At 71.1% G+C, this 19432-nt stretch carries 20 protein-coding genes; 12 read left to right on the forward strand and 8 right to left on the reverse strand.

Features of this window, described 5'->3' with window-relative positions; genetic code table 11:
- Positions 1 to 104 precede the first annotated feature (104 nt).
- The 3 genes from ACIQPR_RS01460 to ACIQPR_RS01470 all read left to right on the forward strand — a co-directional run bounded on the left by ACIQPR_RS01460 (position 105) and on the right by ACIQPR_RS01470 (position 1581).
- Complete coding sequence (locus ACIQPR_RS01460) at positions 105 to 749, forward strand: TetR/AcrR family transcriptional regulator (protein ID WP_403640201.1); 645 nt, start codon at positions 105 to 107, stop codon at positions 747 to 749.
- A 143-nt stretch (positions 750 to 892) separates the two neighbouring features.
- Positions 893 to 1120, forward strand: coding sequence for a DUF3107 domain-containing protein (locus ACIQPR_RS01465; protein WP_019072095.1), 228 nt, complete (start codon positions 893 to 895; stop codon positions 1118 to 1120).
- 191 nt (positions 1121 to 1311) lie between these two features.
- The gene (locus tag ACIQPR_RS01470; protein ID WP_403642812.1) at positions 1312 to 1581 is read left to right on the forward strand and encodes a hypothetical protein; all 270 of its coding nucleotides are present in this window, start codon (positions 1312 to 1314) and stop codon (positions 1579 to 1581) included.
- 69 nt (positions 1582 to 1650) lie between these two features.
- On the opposite strand, the gene ACIQPR_RS01475 is transcribed toward ACIQPR_RS01470, so the two are convergent.
- A complete protein-coding gene (locus tag ACIQPR_RS01475) occupies positions 1651 to 2388 on the reverse strand; it encodes a ferritin-like fold-containing protein (protein ID WP_403640204.1) in 738 nt (245 codons plus the stop codon).
- Between the two features lie 480 nt (positions 2389 to 2868).
- On the opposite strand from ACIQPR_RS01475, the gene ACIQPR_RS01480 reads away from it, so the two are divergent.
- On the forward strand, positions 2869 to 5478 hold the full coding sequence (locus tag ACIQPR_RS01480; protein ID WP_403640207.1) for a DEAD/DEAH box helicase: 2610 nt from the start codon (positions 2869 to 2871) through the stop codon (positions 5476 to 5478).
- 183 nt (positions 5479 to 5661) lie between these two features.
- Positions 5662 to 6546 carry an alpha/beta fold hydrolase gene (locus ACIQPR_RS01485; protein WP_403640210.1) on the forward strand — a complete coding sequence of 295 codons (885 nt, stop codon included), beginning with the start codon at positions 5662 to 5664 and terminating at the stop codon, positions 6544 to 6546.
- Between the two features lie 88 nt (positions 6547 to 6634).
- On the opposite strand, the gene ACIQPR_RS01490 is transcribed toward ACIQPR_RS01485, so the two are convergent.
- Positions 6635 to 7528, reverse strand: coding sequence for an NYN domain-containing protein (locus tag ACIQPR_RS01490; RefSeq protein WP_403640213.1), 894 nt, complete (start codon positions 7526 to 7528; stop codon positions 6635 to 6637).
- Positions 7529 to 7724: 196 nt separating this feature from the next.
- Between ACIQPR_RS01490 and ACIQPR_RS01495 the strand changes: the two genes are divergently transcribed.
- Positions 7725 to 7877 carry a hypothetical protein gene (locus ACIQPR_RS01495; RefSeq protein ID WP_403640216.1) on the forward strand — a complete coding sequence of 51 codons (153 nt, stop codon included), beginning with the start codon at positions 7725 to 7727 and terminating at the stop codon, positions 7875 to 7877.
- Between the two features lie 87 nt (positions 7878 to 7964).
- Here ACIQPR_RS01495 and ACIQPR_RS01500 read toward each other — a convergent pair whose 3' ends face one another.
- The 3 genes from ACIQPR_RS01500 to ACIQPR_RS01510 form a co-directional block, all read right to left on the reverse strand.
- Positions 7965 to 8570, reverse strand: coding sequence for a MarC family protein (locus ACIQPR_RS01500; RefSeq protein WP_403640218.1), 606 nt, complete (start codon positions 8568 to 8570; stop codon positions 7965 to 7967).
- 116 nt (positions 8571 to 8686) lie between these two features.
- Positions 8687 to 9544, reverse strand: a complete 858-nt coding sequence (locus ACIQPR_RS01505) for a PHP domain-containing protein (protein WP_403640221.1) — start codon at positions 9542 to 9544, stop codon at positions 8687 to 8689.
- A gap of 157 nt (positions 9545 to 9701) precedes the next feature.
- On the reverse strand, positions 9702 to 10343 hold the full coding sequence (locus tag ACIQPR_RS01510; protein ID WP_026179063.1) for a DUF6758 family protein: 642 nt from the start codon (positions 10341 to 10343) through the stop codon (positions 9702 to 9704).
- A gap of 147 nt (positions 10344 to 10490) precedes the next feature.
- Here ACIQPR_RS01510 and ACIQPR_RS01515 point away from each other — a divergent pair, with 147 nt between their 5' ends.
- On the forward strand, positions 10491 to 11747 hold the full coding sequence (locus ACIQPR_RS01515; protein ID WP_403640224.1) for an MFS transporter: 1257 nt from the start codon (positions 10491 to 10493) through the stop codon (positions 11745 to 11747).
- Between the two features lie 41 nt (positions 11748 to 11788).
- On the opposite strand, the gene ACIQPR_RS01520 is transcribed toward ACIQPR_RS01515, so the two are convergent.
- Positions 11789 to 12385 (reverse strand): suppressor of fused domain protein, encoded by a 597-nt coding sequence (locus ACIQPR_RS01520; protein ID WP_403640227.1) that lies wholly within the window; start codon positions 12383 to 12385, stop codon positions 11789 to 11791.
- Positions 12386 to 12878: 493 nt separating this feature from the next.
- On the opposite strand from ACIQPR_RS01520, the gene ACIQPR_RS01525 reads away from it, so the two are divergent.
- A complete protein-coding gene (locus ACIQPR_RS01525; RefSeq protein ID WP_403640230.1) occupies positions 12879 to 13997 on the forward strand; it encodes a magnesium and cobalt transport protein CorA in 1119 nt (372 codons plus the stop codon).
- A 23-nt stretch (positions 13998 to 14020) separates the two neighbouring features.
- Positions 14021 to 14536 (forward strand): hypothetical protein, encoded by a 516-nt coding sequence (locus tag ACIQPR_RS01530; RefSeq protein WP_403640233.1) that lies wholly within the window; start codon positions 14021 to 14023, stop codon positions 14534 to 14536.
- A gap of 6 nt (positions 14537 to 14542) precedes the next feature.
- Here the strand turns inward: ACIQPR_RS01530 and ACIQPR_RS01535 are convergent, their stop codons facing one another.
- Positions 14543 to 15274, reverse strand: a complete 732-nt coding sequence (locus ACIQPR_RS01535; protein ID WP_403640236.1) for a hypothetical protein — start codon at positions 15272 to 15274, stop codon at positions 14543 to 14545.
- Between the two features lie 221 nt (positions 15275 to 15495).
- Between ACIQPR_RS01535 and ACIQPR_RS01540 the strand changes: the two genes are divergently transcribed.
- Genes ACIQPR_RS01540 through ACIQPR_RS01550 form a run of 3 tightly spaced genes read left to right on the forward strand, consistent with a single transcriptional unit; the run spans position 15496 to position 18547 of the window.
- Positions 15496 to 16797, forward strand: a complete 1302-nt coding sequence (locus ACIQPR_RS01540) for a magnesium transporter MgtE N-terminal domain-containing protein (protein WP_403640239.1) — start codon at positions 15496 to 15498, stop codon at positions 16795 to 16797.
- Positions 16787 to 17371 carry a DUF1003 domain-containing protein gene (locus ACIQPR_RS01545; RefSeq protein ID WP_403640242.1) on the forward strand — a complete coding sequence of 195 codons (585 nt, stop codon included), beginning with the start codon at positions 16787 to 16789 and terminating at the stop codon, positions 17369 to 17371. The genes ACIQPR_RS01540 and ACIQPR_RS01545 overlap by 11 nt, the downstream gene beginning before the upstream one ends.
- 42 nt (positions 17372 to 17413) lie before the next feature.
- Positions 17414 to 18547, forward strand: coding sequence for an Mrp/NBP35 family ATP-binding protein (locus ACIQPR_RS01550; RefSeq protein WP_403640245.1), 1134 nt, complete (start codon positions 17414 to 17416; stop codon positions 18545 to 18547).
- 81 nt (positions 18548 to 18628) lie between these two features.
- Here the strand turns inward: ACIQPR_RS01550 and ACIQPR_RS01555 are convergent, their stop codons facing one another.
- Positions 18629 to 19288, reverse strand: coding sequence for a hypothetical protein (locus tag ACIQPR_RS01555; RefSeq protein ID WP_403640248.1), 660 nt, complete (start codon positions 19286 to 19288; stop codon positions 18629 to 18631).
- Between the last annotated feature and the right edge of the window lie 144 nt (positions 19289 to 19432).

A 19432-nucleotide genomic window follows, 5' to 3' on the forward strand; every position in this document is an offset into this window, starting at 1 on the left:
GTCCGGTCCGTGAAATTCTGCGCTCGCAGCGCGCACACGAGGGTTACCGAAAAGTACGATGGCCGCGCGGCGCTCACCGCACGAGGACGACATTGGGAGGCGGCGTGACAGCCATCGAGCAGACAGAGGCGGCGCGCCCGCGGGGCACCCGCCTGCCCCGCCGAGCCCGACGGAACCAGCTGCTGGGCGCCGCCCAGGAGGTGTTCGTCGCGCAGGGCTACCACTCGGCGGCGATGGACGACATCGCCGAGCGGGCCGGCGTCAGCAAGCCGGTGCTCTACCAGCACTTCCCCGGCAAGCTCGACCTCTACCTGGCCCTCCTCGACCAGCACTGCGAGTCGCTGATCCAGGCGGTGCAGACCGCGCTCGCGTCGACGTCCGACAACAAGCAGCGCGTCCGGGCCACCATGGACGCGTACTTCGCCTACGTCGAGGACGACGGCGGCGCCTTCCGGCTGGTCTTCGAGTCGGACCTGACGAACGAGCCCGCCGTGCGCGAGCGCGTCGACAAGGTGACGAACGAGTGCGCCGTGGCGATCTGCGACGTCATCGCCGAGGACACCGGCCTCTCGCGGGCCGAGTCGATGCTCCTGGCCTCCGGTCTCGGCGGCCTCGCCCAGGTCGTCGCCCGCTCCTGGCTGCACAGCGACCGCAGTGTCCCGCGCGACCAGGCGGTCCAGTTGCTGGCCTCGCTGGCCTGGCGCGGCATCGCAGGTTTCCCGCTGCACGGGATCGAACAGCACCACTGACCCCCGGGCTCCCCTCTTTGTTCCCGTCCGTTGTTCGCTCCTGGCGTTCCGGCGCGGAACATCTACGTCCTCCCGCCGGGCTAGTGTGTGCTGCGTACGGCGCGGAAGATCGCGCACTTTGCTGACCGTCGGAGGGACATAGCGTGGAGGTCAAGATCGGCGTGCTGCACACGCCTCGCGAGATCGTTCTGGAGACCGGTCAGAGCGCCGAAGAGGTCGAGCAGGCCGTGGCCGAGGCACTGACCGGGAAGGCTCCGCTGCTGAGCCTCGTGGACGAGCACGGCCGCAAGGTCCTCGTCCCCGCCGACCGGCTCGCCTATGTCGAGCTCGGTGAGGCGGCCCCGCGCAAGGTGGGCTTCGGCGCGCTGTAGTCGCGAGCGGACAGCCGGGGGCCCGGCGGCCGGAAGGCCGCCGGGCCCCTCGCGTTTCCGTCGCGTCCGTCACAGCGCGTCCATCACAGATGGAGCACAAGTCGCCCACAGGGGAGGATTGCATTCCGCAGGTCACGGGTATGACCGGCTGTGACAGCAGTACACAGGCCGGCCGTGGGAGGGACCCCGTGATGATCCTGGAAGCGCTCGGCTCCGCCGTGCTGGGTCTGCTGCTCGCCTGGGCGGCCGTCCACCGGCTCGCGGACCGTCTTCCGGCCCGCACCCTGGTCCTCTCCACCGGTGTCGCCGGGGCTCTCTTCGGCGACTTCGTCACCCACAGCGCGCTCGGCCCGGGCAGTGGCCTGCCGAGCCTGCTCGGCGCCGCGGTCGTCTCGGCCGCCTCGCTCTCGCTGCTCCTTCGACCGTCGAGACGACTCCGGGGACGGTCGGCCCCCGCCTAGCCGTGGCTAGGCGGCAAGTCTCCGGGCAAGCGACGCGGCCAAGGGGCGGGCCCCGGGCAACCGACGCAGCTAGGCGGCGAGTCCCAGGGCCGCCATCCGCTTGGTGTGCGCCTCGGTGATGCGGGAGAACATCCGGCCCACCTCCGCGAGGTCGAAGCCGTCCGCCACGCCGCCCACGAGCATCGTCGACAGCGCGTCCCGGTCGGCGACCACCCGCTGCGACTGCGACAGCGCCTCACCCATCAACCGCCGTGCCCACAGGGCGAGTCGGCCCCCCACGCGCGGGTCCGCGTCGATCGCCGCGCGGACCTTCTCCACGGCGAAGCTCGCGTGCCCGGTGTCGTCGAGGACGCCCAGCACCAGCGAGCGGGAGTCCTTGTCGAGGCGGGCGGCGACCTCGCGGTAGAAGTCGCTGGCGATCGAGTCGCCGACGTACGCCTTGACGAGTCCTTCCAGCCAGTCCGAGGGCGCCGTCTGCTTGTGGAAGCCGTCCAGCGCCGCGACGAACGGCTGCATCGCCTCGGTCGGCTCGGCGCCGATCTCGGTGAGCCGGTCCCTGAGCCGCTCGAAGTGGTGGAACTCGGCCGACGCCATCTTCGCCAGCTCCGCCTTGTCCGCGAGCGTCGGCGCCAGCTTCGCGTCCTCCGCGAGCCGCTCGAACGCCGCCAGCTCGCCGTACGCGAGCGCGCCGAGCAGGTCCACGACTGCGTTGCGGTACTGCGGGTCGGCGGCGGCCGTGGCCCAGTCCTGGGCGGCGACTCCGGTGGGTTCGGCAGGTGCGTCGGAGGCATTGTCAGCGGTCGTCATGAAGCGCACAATAGCCCGCTCACCGCACGGCGGAAGGCCCTGGTCAATCACTGTGACGACGACTACGTGACCAAATCGGCCAACGCATGTGCGTGATTCCGGGGTATGGTGGTAATGCGCCCGCCGAATATTCGCCGGGCCGCACGAATGAGGATGCCCGGTCGCTGGCCCGATCGGCTCCGACCCGACAGCCCTCCCCACCCGTACGGCAGTCCGCGTACGAAGTTCGGAGGGGGACCCTCAGCGGTTCGAGCGCTAGAGCGTCGGCAGTGGTCCCGTGCAGTACGGCTTGCCCTCACGGGTTGTCCGTAAGGCAGCCGACGTCCCCGGCACGGTCCTGACACGACCCCCGCGCTCGCCTCGCACCGCGCACACAGAAGAGGCAGCACCCTGACTACTTTCCGAGAGCTCGGAATCCTTCCCGAGACCGCTGAGGCCCTTGAGGCCGTCGGTATCGTCTCCCCCTTCCCGATCCAGGAGATGACGCTCCCCGTCGCCCTTTCCGGCACGGACGTCATCGGCCAGGCCAAGACCGGCACCGGCAAGACGCTGGGCTTCGGCCTCCCGCTCCTGGAGCGCGTCACCGTCCCCGCCGACGTCGAGGCCGGCCGCGCCAGGCCCGAGCAGCTGACCGACGCACCGCAGGCGCTCGTCGTGGTGCCCACCCGCGAGCTGTGCACGCAGGTCACCAACGACCTGCTGACCGCCGGCAAGGTGCGCAACGTACGCGTCCTCGCCATCTACGGCGGCCGGGCCTACGAGCCGCAGGTCGAGGCGCTCCGCAAGGGCGTCGACGTCGTCGTCGGCACCCCGGGCCGGCTGCTCGACCTCGCCGGTCAGAAGAAGCTCGACCTGAGGCACATCAAGTCGCTCGTCCTCGACGAGGCCGACGAGATGCTCGACCTGGGCTTCCTGCCCGACGTCGAGAAGATCATCAACTTCCTGCCGACCCGCCGCCAGACCATGCTGTTCTCGGCGACCATGCCGGGCGCGGTCATCGGTCTCGCGCGCCGCTACATGTCGCAGCCCACGCACATCCGCGCCACCGCGCCGGACGACGAGGGCAAGACGGTCGCGAACACCACGCAGTTCGTCTACCGCGCGCACAACATGGACAAGCCCGAGCTCGTCGCCCGCATGTTGCAGGCCGAGGGCCGGGGCCTGGTCATGGTCTTCTGCCGCACCAAGCGCACCGCGGCCGACCTCGCCGACCAGCTCCAGCAGCGCGGCTTCGCCTCCGGCGCGGTCCACGGCGACCTCGGCCAGGGCGCCCGCGAGCAGGCGCTGCGCGCGTTCCGCAACGGCAAGGTCGACGTGCTCGTCTGCACGGACGTCGCCGCGCGCGGTATCGACGTCGAGGGCGTCACGCACGTCATCAACTACCAGTCCCCCGAGGACGAGAAGACCTACCTGCACCGCATCGGCCGTACGGGCCGGGCGGGCGCCAAGGGCATCGCGGTCACCCTCGTCGACTGGGACGACATCCCGCGCTGGCAGCTCATCAACAAGGCGCTGGACCTCACGTTCAACGACCCGCCGGAGACGTACTCCACCTCGCCGCACTTCTTCGAGGAACTGAACATCCCCGCCGGCACCAAGGGTGTCCTGCCCCGCTCGGAGCGCACGCGCGCCGGGCTGGCGGCGGAGGAGGTCGAGGACCTCGGCGAGACCGGCGGTCGCGGCGGCCCGCGTGGCCGTGGCGGTCGGGACGGCGGCAGGGGCGGTCGTGACAGCGGCCGTGGCGGACGCGACGGCGGCCGTGACAACCGCGACGCGTCCCGTTCCGGTGCCGGTCCCGTCGACGCCGAGCGCCCGGCACGCACTCCGCGCCGCCGCCGTCGTACGCGCAACGGCGCCCCGATGGAAGGGACTTCGGCCGCTACGGCCGTCACGCCCACGCCGGAGGAGACCGCGCTGACCGCCTCCGAGGAGACGGCCACCCGCACTCCGCGGCGCCGTCGCCGCACCCGGGGCGGAGCGGCCGGAGAGCAGCTGCCGGCCACGGCGGTCACCTCCGCAGCCGCACCCGAGGCGGCGGAGAACGCGGTCGCCACGGCCGAGGGCCCGGCCCTGGACACCCCCGCGCCGACGCGTCGCCGCCGTACCCGCAAGTCGGCGGAGCCGACGGTCGAGACGGTGACTCCAGTGGTCGAACCCGTCGCCGCCGAAGCACCGGTTGCCGAGGCGCCGGTCGACGCGGAGACGAAGCCGCGTCGCACCCGGACCCGCAAGGCCGTGGCGGAGACCGTCGCCGTGGCCGCTCCGGAGGCCGCCGCAGTGGCCGCCGTCGACACCGCCGAGGCCGTCGAGGCCAAGCCGCGTCGCACCCGGACCCGGAAGACCGCGGCCCCGGCCGAGGTCGTCGCCGTCGACACGGCCGAGGGCACGGAGGCCAAGCCGCGCCGCCGTACGACCCGTAAGACGGCCGCGGCCCCGGTCGCCGCAGAGACGACGGAGCCGACGGAGACGGCCGCCGAGGCTCCGGTCGTGGAGGCGGTCAAGCCGCGCCGGACCCGGAAGACCGCGGCTGCCGCCGAGGCCGCCGTCGACACGGCCGAGGGCGTCGAGGCCAAGCCGCGCACGACCCGGACCCGCAAGGTCGCCGCCGCTCCGGTGGCCGCCGAGGCGCCGGAGGCCGCGGAGACCAAGCCGCGCGCCACCCGGACCCGGAAGACCGCGGTCGCCGCCAAGGCCGCCGAGGCCGTCCTGGACACGGTGGAGGCGGTCGAGGCGAAGCCGCGTCGGACCCGCAAGACGGCCGCCGCGGTGGCGGTCGAGGCGTCGGAGGCCGTCGAGGTCAAGCCGCGTCGGACGCGCAAGGCGGCTGCCGCTCCGGTGGCCACCGAGGCGCCGGAGGTCACGGAGACCAAGCCGCGCACCACCCGGACCCGGAAGACCGCGGCTGCGACCGTGGTCGCCGAGACCGTGGCCGAGGGCGCCGAGGTCGTAGAGGCCAAGCCGCGCCGTCGCACCGCGACCCGCAAGGCCGTCGCCGACATCCCCGCCCAGGTCACCGAGGAGCCCGAGGCCAAGCCGAGGGTGCGCCGTCCCCGCAAGAGCGCGGCGGCGGCGGAGGTCAGCGAGAGCTGATCGGCCCCCGAGGGCATGACACCGAACAGCGGCCCGGTCCACTTCAAGTGGGCCGGGCCGTTCGGCGTTCCCCCTCCGCCCCCCTCGGCCCCCTCCGCGGGACCACCCTCCCCCACCCCCCGTTAACCCGGATTACACCCTCCCGTCCCCACCCCGCTCCGGTTCGCCGGATAACCTCAGGCCATGAGTAGGCCCCCCACCTTCACCCCGCCCCCCGGCGCTCGCGCGTACCGGCTGTCGACCGCTCGCGGCGAGTTCGCCGTCGTGGACGCTTCCGTGGCCGCCGGTGTCGAGCCGAAGGGGGTCGCTCTGCTGCTGCCGGGATTCACCGGGAGCAAGGAGGACTTCAACCCCTTGCACGTGTCGCTCGGCGCGCGCGGGTATCGGACCGTCGCCGTGGACGGGCGGGGACAGTACGAGACGGCCGGGCCCGAGGAAGATGAATCCCCTTACGCCCAGGGCGAGTTGGCGCGGGACGTGCTCGCGCTGGCCGAGGCCGTGGGCGCGCCGGTGCATCTGCTCGGGCACTCCCTCGGTGGCCAGATCGCGCGGGCGGCCGTGCTGCTGGACCACACGCCGTTCGTGTCGCTGACGCTCATGGCGTCGGGGCCCGCGCAGATCTCCGTGTCCCAGCAGGAGCGGGTGAAGCTGTTGCGGGACGCGCTCGCCGTGATGTCGATGGCGGAGGTGTGGGAGGCGGTCCAGGAGATGGAGGCGCCCGAGGAGACCGAGACCGGCGGCGCGCTGGACGAGGGCCTCGACGACCGGGACGATCTGCGGCGCCGCTGGCTGGGCACGAAACCGGCCCAACTCATCGCCACGGGACGCCAGTTGTGCGACGAGCCGGACCGGGTCGCCGAACTGGCCGCCGTCCCGCTGCCGTTCCACGTGCTGTCGGGTTCGCGCGACGACACCTGGCCGGTGCCGCTCCTCGACGACATGGCCGTACGGCTGAAGGCGCGGCGGACGGTGATCGCGCGGGCCGAGCACTCGCCGAACACGGACCAGCCGGCCGCGACGGCCCAGGCGGTCGCCGACTTCTGGGACACGACGGCCCGCTCCCGCTAGGACCGGGACCCGGCAGCAGCGGAACCGGACAGCTCGGCAGCCCGACCGCAGCCAGACAAAGTGGTGGCCCGGCAGGAGCGGGAACGGGTCAGTACTGCGTCTGCAAGTGCTCCCAGAAACCGTCCCGCAGCGCCCGCCGCAGATCGGACTGCCCGCGCAGGGAGTACTGGAGCAGTCCCTCCGCCTCCACCAGCAGGTCCTGGTCGACCGACCCGGGCAGGTAGGGATGTCCGGGCAGCAGTTCCACCAGCGCCTCCCGTCCCCGCGCGGCGAGCCACTTCGCGGCGATCTGCGCGCCCACGAAGCGGACGTCGTCGCGGGTGGGCCGGTTGGCGGCGGCATCGTAGACGACGGCCGTGCGCCGGGAGACGTACGGCTTGAAGAAGTCGAGGTCGAAGGTGCGCTGGCTGTCGACCTCCCAGAGGAGCGGCTCGGCCTGGTTGCGGCCCTCGGGGGCCTCGATGCCCCACAAGTGGACGCGGGCGCCGTACCCTTGGGCCGCCTCGACCGCCGAGACCAGGTCCTCGTCGCCGCCGATGAGGGCCGCGTCGCTGATCGCGCGGTGCCGGGCGAGGGACTCCAGGTCGGAGCGGATGAGTGAATCGACGCCCTTCTGCTGGTTGTTGGCGTTGAGATTGCCCAACCGGACCTTGACGTCCGGGAGTTCGGCGATGGCCTGCTGCTCGACGGTGTGGATGCGACGGCGGGCGCCGTCGTACCAGTAGACGCGCAGCAGCCGACTGTCCGCGAAGATCGTGCGGGCCTTGTCGATGAGCGCCTCGATGAGGCCTTCGGTGTCGAGGTCGAAGGTGCGCCGGTCCTCGGTCCCGGAGACGAGCCGGCCCGCGGCTGCATACAAGTACCCGGCGTCGACGAAGATCGCATGCGTCGAGGGCGTCTTCGCCACTTCGGCGAGCATGCGCTGCAACAGCTCGTTCGTGCGGTCGATGCGGGCGCTGAGGGCCGCGAGGTCGTCGTTCATCGCCTCCATTGTCCTGGCGGTCACGCTGCGAACACAACCGGTCCCGGTCAGTCCCGTACCGATCTCTCACCGGTCAGTAATTAGGCGTTCGAAAAATTTCCTTAGCGTAGGGAATGTTTGTAACACGCACCCCGTTGACTACCTACGTAACCGAGTAGTTCTCCTCAGGAGGATGACCAGACGAAGGGAGAAGCCGATGCGCTTCGAAATCATGCGTCTTGACGAGGTCGACGGCACCACCGTGGACACCACCGTCGTGGACGCCGCCTCCGTCAACCGGATCGTGCAACAGGCCGCCGCCATAGGACAGCGCCTGTGGATCCGCCCCGCCGACACCAAGACCTCGTAACACCGACGACATCCACGCGGAGCACCACCAGACTTCGGAACCCCCGTACGGCACCGCTGCCGTACGGGGGTTCCGCGTTCACGTGCCTCAGCTCGCTCGGACGACCTGGGTGATCCCGTTGATGATCTGCTGCACGGCGATGGCCGACAGCATCATCCCCGCGAGCCGGGTCACCAGGACCACCCCGCCGTCCTTGATGACCCGGATGATCAGCAGCGAGTACCGCATCACCACCCACAGCACGGCGTGGATGGCGAGGATCGCCGTCCACACCGACACCTGGGTGGCCACGCTGTCGGCCTTCTGCACGGCGAGGATGACGGACACGATCGCGCCCGGCCCGGCGAGCAGCGGCATGCCCAGCGGGACCAGCGCGACGTTGACGTCCTTGGTCTGCTTCGGCTCGTCGGTCTTGCCGGTGAGCAGGTCGAGGGCGATCAGCAGGAGCAGCAGCCCGCCCGCGATCATCAGCGCGGGGACGGAGACATGCAGATAGTCGAGGATCTGGTGCCCGAGCAGCCCGAAGACGGTGATGACCCCGCCGGCGACACAGACGGCCTGGAAGGCCATCCGCCGCTGCACCTTGGCCGGGCGTCCGGCGGTCAGCGCGAGGAAGATCGGGGTGATCCCGGGGGGATCCATGATGACGAAAAGGGTCAGGAAGAGAGAGCCGAAGACGGCGACGTCGAACATGGGTGAGCCACAAGCCTTGCAGAGGAGAGGAGACAGCGAACGAGAGAACGGGTCAGCGCGGAGCGCGCCGACGGACAGGCGGGCGGACGGGCGGACGGGCGGGCGGACGGGCGAGGTCAGGCTCCGCCGGTCCCCGGTACCGGGAACGCCCCGGTGGCGCGCCGCGTGATCTCGCCGTAGACCTCGGGATCGGTCGTGTACTCGCCGAGCCGCACGGACTTGCGGCTGCCGTGGTAGTCGCTGGAGCCGGTGGTGAGCAGCCCGAGTTCCTTCGCGAGGCCGCGCAGCCGCTCCCGCGTCTCGGCGTCGTGGTCCATGTGGTCGACCTCGATCCCGTCGAGCCCGGCCGCGGCCATCTCGGCGATGGCGGACTCGGGGACGGTACGCCCGCGCTTGGCGGCCCCCGGGTGCGCGAACACGGTCACGCCCCCCGCGGCCTTGACCAGCCGGATCGCCTCGAACGGATCCGTCTCGTGCTTCGCCACATGGGCCCGGCCGCCGTCGCCCAGCCAGTCCGCGGTGAAGGCATCGTTCACGGTCGGTACGACACCCAGCTCGACCAGCGCGGTGGCGACATGCGGCCGTCCGACCGAGCCCTCACCGGCGATCCGCGCGACCTGCTCCCAGGTCACCGGCACGCCCAGCTCCCGCAGCCGCTCCACCATGGCCCGCGCCCGGGGCACCCGGTCGTCCCGCACCAGCTCCCGTTCGGCGAGCAGCGCGGGTTCCTCGGGGTCGAAGAGGTAGGCCAGCATGTGCATCGAGATCCCGTCGATACGACATGACATCTCGGCCCCGGTGACCAGCGTGAGCCCCAAGGGCAGCGCCTCGATCGCCTCGCCGTATCCGCGGCTGGTGTCGTGATCGGTCAGCGCGACCACGCCCAGCCCGGCAGCGGCGGCGTTCCGCACCAGCTCGGCGGGCGAGTCCGTGCCGTCGGACGCCGTGGAGTGGGTGTGCAGATCGATACGCACGCGCGGACTCCAGACGGCGACGGTTCAAAACGGGACCACTCAAGGGTAACGGCAACCCCGGAGGCCTCCACGACACCCCGAACCGAAGCCACCGACACCGCGGACCGAACCCGTCGGCGCCCCCAACCGAAGCCGCCGACACCCCCAACCGCCCCCGCTACGGCTCCAGCAGCCGCGGCGACAGGGCGCCGCAGGGCACCAGATCCACTTCCGCCCCCGCGTCCCGCAGATCCGTGAGCACCAACTCGTCGTACATCAGCAACCCCGACTGCTCGGGCCAGACAACCGCCCAGAGCCACAGCCCCAGCGCCTCGCCGGCGAAGACGGCCCGGTCGTCCGGGGCCGTGGCCACATGCCACAACGGCGTGGGCCGCCCGGCCGCGAGCAGCTTCGCCTGGGGCGGTTTCTCGACACTCATGTACGGCCCGGGGTCCGGCCCGTCGATCCCGGCGTAGCGCGCCCCGAGCCCGACCCCGAGTTCCTCCGCGACGAGGATCAGCTCGCCCATCCCGCCGAGCGGCCCGGGGCCCGAGCACGCCACCGCCGTCGCACGGCCTCCGCTGCGGTCGTCGCCCGCGCACGCCACGCCCGTGAACAGCCAGCCGACCGGCAGGGGCCACGGCATCCACACGGGTACCTGCGTGCGATGCACGACGACACTGAGGGCCTCGACGCTGGGCGGGATCACGGGCTGCACCGGATGCACCGTGCCGTGCACGTCGCACTGCCAGGAATCGGCGAAGAGTCCGGGAGCCCTGACCCGGCCACCACACTTCGGGCAACTGGGTTCGCCCCTCATAGGGCCCCACGGTCCTACCCTCGCACCCGCACGTCAAGGACGATCACCCGTCCGGCAGGGCCACTCACGGAACGAAACTAGATGCATCTTGCATTTATTACCTTGTCTAACTTACTATGTGCATACACCAACTACTTGGGAGGAAGCATGAACGGGACGGACGGCACCGACGACCCCTTCGACACCGGAGCCGGCTCCGGCGCCGGCAGCCTGCTGCGACAGCCGAAGGCCGTATGGGCGACGGCCGGCGCCTCCGTCGTCGCCTTCATGGGCATCGGACTCGTCGACCCGATCCTGCCGTCGATCGCCAAGGGCCTGGACGCCACCGCGAGCCAGGTCTCCCTGCTCTTCACCTCGTACTTCCTGATCACCGCCGTCGCGATGCTGGTCACCGGCTTCGTCTCCAGCCGGATCGGCGGCAAGAAGACCCTGCTGCTCGGCCTCGCCCTCGTCGTGGTCTTCGCCGGACTCGCCGGCACCTCGGGCTCGGTCGGCGAACTCGTCGGCTTCCGGGCCGGCTGGGGCCTGGGCAACGCGCTGTTCGTCTCGACCGCCCTCGCGGTGATCGTCGGCGCGGCGGCCGGCGGCAGCGCCGCCGCGATCCTGCTCTACGAGTCCGCCCTCGGCCTCGGCATGGCCTGCGGCCCGCTGGTCGGCGCCCTGCTGGGCAACCAGAGCTGGCGCTACCCCTTCTTCGGCACCGCGGTCCTGATGGCGATCGGCTTCCTGTGCATCACGGCGTTCCTGAAGGAACAGCCGAAGCCCGCCCGCAAGACCTCGCTGCTCGACCCGCTCAAGGCGCTCGGCCACGGCGGTCTGGCCTCCGCCGCCGTCTCGTCCTTCTTCTACAACTACACGTTCTTCACCGTGCTGGCCTTCACCCCGTTCGTGCTGAACATGACCCCCTACAAGTCGGGTGCCGTGTTCTTCGCCTGGGGTGTGCTGCTCGCCGTCTTCTCGGTGTTCGTCGCCCCGCGCCTCCAGTCCCGGTTCGGCTCCCTGAAGGTGCTCGGCGGCTCCCTGGTGCTGCTCGCCGCCGACGTGCTGGTCCTCGGCTACGGCAGCCACACCACCGCCGTCGTCTGCACGATCCTGTCCGGCGCGTTCATCGGCGTGAACAACACCGTCTACACCGAGCTGGCCCTCGGCGTCTCGGACGCGCCGCGCCCGGTGGCGAGCGCGGGCTACAACTTCGTCCGCTGGTTCGCCGCCGCCGCCGCGCCGTTCTTCGCGCCGAAGATCGAGGGCTGGAGCGACATCCACATCCCGTTCGTGGTCGCCGCGGTCACCGCGGTGCTGGGCGCGCTGGTGGTCGTCGTACGGCGGAACGCGCTCACGCACGAGGCGCAGACCCTGGAGCCGAAGCACGCGGTCGAGGACAGTGTCGCGGTGTTCGCCAACTAGCCGATTCCCGACTGGCGTTGGTGACCTTGCTCACTTCGGCGTCAGTCGAGCGGGACGGACCTCCGGGCGGGATCCCGTAGGTCCGTCCCGTTCGTCAGCCAGCGCTCCTGGAGGGCCTGGGCGCCGTGGACGCGTTTCCAGGCGGCCTCGTTCGGGGTCATCGGGAGCAGCGGCAGGAAACGGACCGGATCGAGGGGCGCGCCGAGGTCGAGGTCCTCGACCAGGCCGCCCGGTTCGGCGACCAGGACCGAAGTGAAGGGGGCGCCCGGCCACAGCGGCTCCCCCACGTCGAGCGAGGCGCCCGGAGCCACGACCACGCCCTCGACCTGCGGGGACGCGGCGAGCACGGCGAGCGGGCGGAGCACCTTGTCGGTGTCGGCGAGGCCGCCGCGCACGGACAGGACCAGCTCGGCGCGGGGGCCCGCGACCGGGTCGGCGAGCATCGCGGCGGGGTCGCTCATGGGCTGTGCGGACATGCCGAGCGTGGCGTAGCGGACGATGCCGCCCTCCGGTCCGGCGTCCTGGAAACGCAGTACCTCGACGCGGTCCGTGCCCAGGAAGGTGACCGCCGCGCGCGCGTCCGGTTCGCCCAGCGCGGTGCGCAACCGTGCCTCGACCAGAGCAAGAACATCAACCATGCGGGGAGCATAGAACTCGTCAGTACCGGGCAAAGCAGCGCCTTGACACTTCGGCCTGCTGATACTCTGGGCCGGTCGTTCGGGCAGCGCGCAGACGCGTCGCGATCAAGTCCCGACGCCGTTGAGACTCCCCCACGGGGGACCGGCCGGAGGAGGTGGGGCTGCAATGGACCGAAGTCGACCTGGCAGTACCACCCGCTCTTCCGGCCGCTGATGTCGTCGCTCTGGCTCTAGCCCCTCCAGCCGGCTGCCGCCTCTCGCACTTCTTCACCGTCGCGGAAGAGCACTTCGTTTCCTTTTCCTGATCTGCCTGATCTGTTCGATCTGTCTGTTCCGAAGTCAGTGCCTGTATCAGTAGCGAAACTCGCCACCGCGACGGTGCGGTGCTCCCCGCTTTGTGGACGTGCCAAACATCCCTGCACAGGACGTCCCCATTCCGGGCAGTTCCAACCGTCGTTGGCGCCTCTCGCTGCTCGTCGCGAAGGAGCCCGCCATGTCGATGATCCGCGACCTGCGTGCCGTCGTCCGCCCGTCCCGCCCCTCCCTGCGCAAGGACGGCGGCGCCTACGACACCACGCGTGACCCCGGCACCCCGTCGGCCGTCGTCGACTGTGCCGTCTACCGTGACGGAGCCCGCGTCGACACCGGGAAGCCGCTGACCCCGCACGAGGCGATGCGCCAGGTGCGCCGCGACGGCGGCTTCGTGTGGATCGGGCTGCACGAGCCGACCGAGGCCGAATTCGCTGTGATCGCCCGGGAGTTCGGGCTCCACCCGCTCGCCGTCGAGGACGCCGTGCAGGCCCACCAGCGCCCGAAGCTGGAGCGCTACGACGACTCGCTCTTCACCGTCTTCAAGACCATCCACTACGTCGAGCACGACCAACTCACCGCCAACAGCGAGGTGGTGGAGACCGGCGAGGTCATGTGCTTCACCGGCCGGGACTTCTTCATCACCGTCCGGCACGGCGGCCAGGGCTCGTTGCGGGCCCTGCGCCACCGCCTCCAGGACGACCCCGAGCTGCTCGCGCGCGGCCCCTCGGCGGTGCTGCACGCGATCGCCGACCATGTCGTGGATGGCTATGTCGCCGTCGCGGACGCGGTGCAGGACGACATCGACGAGGTCGAGACCGAGGTGTTCACGCCGAGCCGCAAGGGCGGGGTCTCGCGCGGTGTCGACTCGGCGCGGATCTACCAACTCAAGCGCGAGGTACTGGAGTTCAAGCGCGCGGTGTCGCCGCTGCTGCGTCCCATGCAGCTGCTGAGCGAGCGGCCGATGCGGCTGATCGACCCCGACATCCAGAAGTACTTCCGCGATGTCGCCGACCACCTCGCCCGGGTGCAGGAGCAGGTCGTCGCCTTCGACGAGCTGCTGAACTCGATCCTCCAGGCCAACCTCGCGCAGGCGTCCGTCGCACAGAACGAGGACATGCGGAAGATCACCGCGTGGGCCGCGATCATCGCCGTACCGACGATGGTGACGGGCGTGTACGGCATGAACTTCGAGCACATGCCCGAACTGCACGCGCGGTACGGGTATCCGGCGGTGCTCGCCTTCACGGTGACGGTCTGTCTGGCGATCCACCGCACGCTGAAGCGCAACGGCTGGCTGTGAGCGGCCTGGATAGGCTGAGCGCCATGACTAGCAGCGAGCTGCTCGACCAGGCCCTCGTCGAGGAGGCCACGAAGAAGTCCGGCCTTGTCTGGGTGGGCGGTCCGGGGGTCCCGGCCCGCGCCCTGTGGCACGTCTGGCACGCCGGCGCGGCCTGTCTGGTCGGCGACGGTCCGGGCGAGCAGCCGCTGCCGGGACTGGTCGACGGCGGCAGCGCCGAGGTCACCGTCCGCAGCAAGGACAAGGGCGGCCGGCTGGTCGTGTGGACGGCCCGGGTGGTGGAGCTGGCGCCGGGCTCCGAGGCCTGGACGGCCGCCGTCGGCGAGCTGAAGGGCAAGCGGCTCAACGCGCCCGACGGCGAGGCGATGACGGAGCGGTGGGCGCGCGAGTGCCGGGTGCTGCGGCTCGAACCGACCGGCGCCACGGCCGAGTTGACGCAGGAGTCACTGGCCCGGCCACCGCTGCCGTCGCCCGCGACAACGCGCCGACCGGCCCCGGCCGGGCTGCCACGCCTGCTCCTGAAGAAACGCAGACAGCGGTAAGTACCGCTAAGAGGACGGCAGTTGCTTGCCATAGTCGACGGTGTCGTCGTCCGCCGGTTCCGTCACGGTGAAGCTCTTGCCCCAGTCCGAGAAGGTCAGCGTGCCCGCGCCGCCCGCCCGGACCAGCCGGAGCGGATACGGCTCGCCCTCGAGAGAGACGTCGAGGGTGCCGCCGGAGCCGTCGTCGCCGGTGATACGGATCGTACGGACGCCGTTCTGGTCGTGGTGCCCGTCCGTCGCGAGCGACCCGTGCAGGGTCAGCAGACTGGAGAGGAGGACGTCCTTGTCCGTGAAACCACTGAACTTCTTGTACGAGGGGTCGCCCTGCGGCACCTTCACGTACTTGCCGTGGAGCGAACTGCCGGCGGCCGAGTCCCCGTTGCCGTTCCAGAAGTCGGCGTCGGCCTTCAGGTACAGCTGCTCGCCGACCCGCAGCAGCCCGAACGTCGACCCCTGGGAGGTGACCGAGCCGCTGCCGCCGTCGGACTTCAGCCGCATGTCGAGCCGGTACGTCCGCCCGCTGGTGACGACGGTCCCCGCCAGCCGGACCGCGTCGGCGGCGCCCGCCGCCGTCACCGACTTCGACTGGATCTTGTCGGCGGCCAGCTTGCCGACGCCGTTGGTCCCCGCGTCCGGGTCCTCGCCGCAGCCCGTGAGTCCGGTGCCCGTCACGACCAGGGCGCAGACCGCGCCGAGCAGTGCCGCGCGACGGTTTCGGACCCGGGGAATCGCAGTCACAGGTGGGGGGCCTCTCGTGCGCAGGGGGGCGATGGCGTACGGCAGCGTACCGGGGTCGCCGGGCGGTGGCGGAGCGGGTCCGTCCGGACCGCCCACCTGCGCGGATCGCAATCGGACGGGCTAGCCTGAAGCCCGTCCGAGCGGGCAAATAGGAAGATCCGGAAACTCGGAACATCCGGAGATCAGGAAAAGAAACCAGGAAAAGAAAGGGAGGTGCGGCCATGGCAGGGGGCGCCCCCCGGGTCTTCGTATCGCACCTCTCCGGTGTCGCCGTCTTCGATCCGAACGGCGACCAGGTGGGCCGCGTCCGCGATCTCGTCGTCATGCTCCGCGTCGGTCAACGGCCCCCGCGGCTGCTCGGCCTGGTCGTCGAACTGTCCACCCGGCGCCGCATCTTCCTCCCCATGACCCGGGTCACCGGCATCGAGTCCGGACAGGTCGTCACCACCGGGGTGCTCAACGTCCGCCGCTTCGAGCAACGCCCCACCGAGCGGCTGGTGTTCGGCGAACTCCTCGACCGGCGGGTCACCCTCGTGGAGACCGACGAGGAGGTCACCGTCCTCGATCTGTCGGTGCAGCAGCTGCCGGCCCGCCGGGACTGGGAGATCGACCGGATCTTCGTCCGCAAGGCCAGGACCGGCGGGGCCTTCAGAAGGGCCAGGGGCGAGACGCTGACCGTGGAGTGGTCCGCCGTCACCGGTTTCTCCCTGGAGGAGCAGGGACAGGGCGCGGAGAGCCTCCTGGCCACCTTCGAGCAGCTGCGCCCCGCCGACCTCGCCAACGTCCTGCACCACCTCTCCCCCAAGCGCCGGGCCGAGGTCGCCGCCGCCCTCGACGACGACCGCCTCGCCGACGTCCTCGAAGAGCTCCCGGAGGACGACCAGATCGAGATCCTCGGCAAGCTGAAGGAGGAGCGCGCGGCGGACGTCCTGGAGGCGATGGACCCGGACGACGCGGCCGACCTCCTCGGCGAACTCCCGGAGGCGGACCAGGAGCGGCTGCTGAACCTGATGGAGCCCTCCGAAGCGGCCGACGTGCGCCGTCTGATGTCGTACGAGGAGCGCACCGCGGGCGGCATGATGACGACCGAGCCGATCATCCTGCGGCCGGACGCGACCGTCGCCGACGCACTGGCCCGGGTCCGCAACGCCGACCTCTCCCCCGCCCTCGCCGCCCAGGTCTACGTGTGCCGCCCGCCCGACGACACCCCGACCGGCAAGTACCTCGGCACGGTCCACTTCCAGCGGCTGCTGCGCGACCCGCCGTACACCCTGGTCAGCGCGATCATCGACGGCGATCTGCGCCCCCTGGACCCGGACGCCTCGTTGCAGCTCGTCGCCGGGTTCTTCGCGACGTACGACATGGTCGCGGCGCCCGTGGTCGACGAGACCGGGTCGCTGCTGGGCGCGGTGACCGTGGACGACGTGCTGGACCACATGCTGCCGCAGGACTGGCGGGAGACGGAATTCCATCTGGACGAGGACGAGAGCGAGAGCGAGGAGGTGGCGGCTCATGACTCCTGAGCGCGAGACCACGCGTGAGCGGACCCCGGCGGGCGCGACCGCCACCCCCCGGTCGCGGAACCGGCTCGACCAGCCGCGCCCGCCCCGGCGCCGGCTGCTGCCCGAGTACGACCCGGAGGCCTTCGGACGGCTGTCGGAGCGGATCGCCCGCTTCCTGGGCACCGGGCGGTTCATCGTCTGGATGACGATCGTCATCATCGCGTGGGTGCTGTGGAACATCTTCGCCCCGCGCGATGTCCGCTTCGACAACTACCCGTTCATCTTCCTCACCCTGATGCTGTCCCTCCAGGCCTCCTACGCGGCCCCGCTGATCCTCCTCGCGCAGAACCGGCAGGACGACCGCGACCGGGTCAACCTCGAACAGGACCGCAAGCAGAACGAGCGGTCGATCGCCGACACCGAGTACCTCACCCGCGAGATCGCCGCCCTGCGCATCGGTCTCGGCGAGGTGGCGACCCGGGACTGGATCCGCTCCGAGCTGCAGGACCTCGTCAAGGAGCTGGACGTACGGCACGACGGGCATGTCGTATTCCCGGCAGAACGCCCTGCCGTGCGTGACACAGACGACCGCTGAGGGGCTGGCCGAAGGCACCGGTGGGCGCCGTACCATCGACACATGGCTACGGAAGACGCGGTGCGCGAAGCGCTGTCGACGGTGAACGACCCCGAGATCAACCGACCCATCACCGAACTGGGGATGGTCAAGTCGGTGGCGATCGGCGCGGACGGAGCGGTCGCGGTCACCGTGTACCTGACGGTCTCCGGCTGCCCCATGCGCGAGACGATCACCCAGCGCGTGACGGAGGCGGTCTCCCGCGTCGAGGGCGTCACCGGCGTCGACGTCACCCTCGATGTGATGAGCGACGAGCAGCGCAAGGAGCTGGCCACCGCGCTGCGCGGCGGCACCGCCGAGCGCGAGGTCCCCTTCGCCAAGCCCGGCTCCCTCACCCGCGTCTACGCGGTCGCCTCCGGCAAGGGCGGGGTCGGCAAGTCCTCGGTGACGGTCAACCTCGCGGCGGCGATGGCGGCCGACGGCCTCAAGGTCGGGGTCGTCGACGCCGACATCTACGGCCACTCCGTGCCGCGCATGCTGGGCGCCGACGGCAGTCCCACCCAGGTCGAGAACATGATCATGCCGCCGTCCTCGCACGGCGTGAAGGTCATCTCCATCGGCATGTTCACCCCGGGCAACGCCCCTGTGGTGTGGCGCGGCCCGATGCTCCACCGGGCGCTCCAGCAGTTCCTGGCGGACGTCTACTGGGGCGACCTGGACGTCCTCCTCCTCGACCTGCCGCCGGGCACGGGCGACATCGCGATCTCGGTCGCGCAGCTCGTCCCGAACGCCGAGATCCTCGTCGTGACGACCCCTCAGCAGGCCGCCGCCGAGGTCGCCGAGCGGGCCGGCTCCATCGCCGTGCAGACCCACCAGAAGATCGTCGGCGTCGTCGAGAACATGGCGGGCCTGCCCTGCCCGCACTGCGGCGAGATGGTCGACGTCTTCGGCACGGGCGGCGGCCAGTCGGTCGCGGACGGCCTGACCCGCACGACCGGCGCCTCGGTCCCCGTCCTCGGCTCCATCCCGATCGACGTCCGCCTCCGCGAGGGCGGCGACGAGGGCAAGCCGGTCGTCCTGAGCGACCCGGACTCCCCGGCGGGCTCCGCACTGCGCGCCATCGCGGGCAAGCTGGGCGGCCGCCAGCGCGGCCTGTCGGGCCTGTCACTCGGGATCACACCCAAGAACAAGTTCTGAGAAGCTCTGAGAACTTCTGAGGATCCTCCTACGACGATGGGGGCGCCGTCCGGACGGACGGCGCCCCCATCGTCGTAGCGGCTACTGGGCGTAGGACGCGATGTCCTTGATCATGGCGAAGCCCAGCCCGTACGCGCTCATGCCCCGGCCGTACGCACCCACGTGGACGCCCTCCTGGGTCGACCCGGCGAGCACCCAGCCGAACTCGGACTCGCGGTAGTGGAAGGGCGTCGGGACGCCGTCCACCGGCAGGGACAGGGTGGACCAGGCGTCGCCGGCGAGGTCGTCGGCCAGCACCCACGCCGTCTCCGTCTGCTGCTCCAGCCAGTCGTCGCGCAGGGTGTGGTCCATCTGGCCGGGCCAGGTGAAGGACAGCAGTCCGACACCGGCGAGCCAGGCCGCCGAGGACACCGAGGTGGCCTCCAGCAGGCCCGTGCCGTCCGCGGTGCGCCGCGCGGGGTTGCCCGCGACGGTGACGACCACCGCGAACTTCTCCTTGTCCTCCGTGCCTTCGTGGCGGACGGAGGGCTCGTCGCCGTGCCCGATCGAACCGTGCTCGACGGCACCGTCCGCCGCCATGCCCACCTGCATCAGCCAGCGCGGCCCCGTGAAGGCCTCGTCGAGGCCGTACCACGGGAAGGGCGCCAGCAGGTAGCCGTCGACCGTGCGCCGGGCGGAGGGGACCTGCTGTCCGCCCTCCGCGGCCGGCGCCTGCACGCCCACCCGACTCGTCGTCTCCATGCCGGACGCCTCCTCGCTCTCGTCGGACCGGGGCGGCCCGCCCCCCTTCGGGCGACTCGCCCGGTCCGCACATCAACTCGGCAGCATAGCCACCTCGTGCGAGGCAGCCCGGAAAGCGCCCGGCGCGTGAGGCGTGCGAAGGCC

This window comes from Streptomyces sp. NPDC091280, from assembly GCF_044768565.1.
Classification (GTDB): domain Bacteria; phylum Actinomycetota; class Actinomycetes; order Streptomycetales; family Streptomycetaceae; genus Streptomyces.

Excerpts from the sequence above, each read along its gene's own strand:
- ACIQPR_RS01525 (WP_403640230.1), top strand. The coding sequence starts at position 12,879 with ATGTCGATGATCCGCGACCTGCGTGCCGTCGTCCGCCCGTCCCGCCCC.
- ACIQPR_RS01550 (WP_403640245.1), top strand. The coding sequence starts at position 17,414 with ATGGCTACGGAAGACGCGGTGCGCGAAGCGCTGTCGACGGTGAACGAC.
- ACIQPR_RS01480 (WP_403640207.1), top strand. The coding sequence starts at position 2,869 with ATGACGCTCCCCGTCGCCCTTTCCGGCACGGACGTCATCGGCCAGGCC.
- ACIQPR_RS01475 (WP_403640204.1), bottom strand. The coding sequence starts at position 2,388 with ATGACGACCGCTGACAATGCCTCCGACGCACCTGCCGAACCCACCGGA.
- ACIQPR_RS01530 (WP_403640233.1), top strand. The coding sequence starts at position 14,021 with ATGACTAGCAGCGAGCTGCTCGACCAGGCCCTCGTCGAGGAGGCCACG.
- ACIQPR_RS01485 (WP_403640210.1), top strand. The coding sequence starts at position 5,662 with ATGAGTAGGCCCCCCACCTTCACCCCGCCCCCCGGCGCTCGCGCGTAC.
- ACIQPR_RS01520 (WP_403640227.1), bottom strand. The coding sequence starts at position 12,385 with ATGGTTGATGTTCTTGCTCTGGTCGAGGCACGGTTGCGCACCGCGCTG.
- ACIQPR_RS01500 (WP_403640218.1), bottom strand. The coding sequence starts at position 8,570 with ATGTTCGACGTCGCCGTCTTCGGCTCTCTCTTCCTGACCCTTTTCGTC.
- ACIQPR_RS01470 (WP_403642812.1), top strand. The coding sequence starts at position 1,312 with ATGATCCTGGAAGCGCTCGGCTCCGCCGTGCTGGGTCTGCTGCTCGCC.
- ACIQPR_RS01555 (WP_403640248.1), bottom strand. The coding sequence starts at position 19,288 with ATGGAGACGACGAGTCGGGTGGGCGTGCAGGCGCCGGCCGCGGAGGGC.
- ACIQPR_RS01490 (WP_403640213.1), bottom strand. The coding sequence starts at position 7,528 with ATGAACGACGACCTCGCGGCCCTCAGCGCCCGCATCGACCGCACGAAC.
- ACIQPR_RS01540 (WP_403640239.1), top strand. The coding sequence starts at position 15,496 with ATGGCAGGGGGCGCCCCCCGGGTCTTCGTATCGCACCTCTCCGGTGTC.
- ACIQPR_RS01510 (WP_026179063.1), bottom strand. The coding sequence starts at position 10,343 with ATGAGGGGCGAACCCAGTTGCCCGAAGTGTGGTGGCCGGGTCAGGGCT.
- ACIQPR_RS01545 (WP_403640242.1), top strand. The coding sequence starts at position 16,787 with ATGACTCCTGAGCGCGAGACCACGCGTGAGCGGACCCCGGCGGGCGCG.
- ACIQPR_RS01515 (WP_403640224.1), top strand. The coding sequence starts at position 10,491 with ATGAACGGGACGGACGGCACCGACGACCCCTTCGACACCGGAGCCGGC.
- ACIQPR_RS01495 (WP_403640216.1), top strand. The coding sequence starts at position 7,725 with ATGCGCTTCGAAATCATGCGTCTTGACGAGGTCGACGGCACCACCGTG.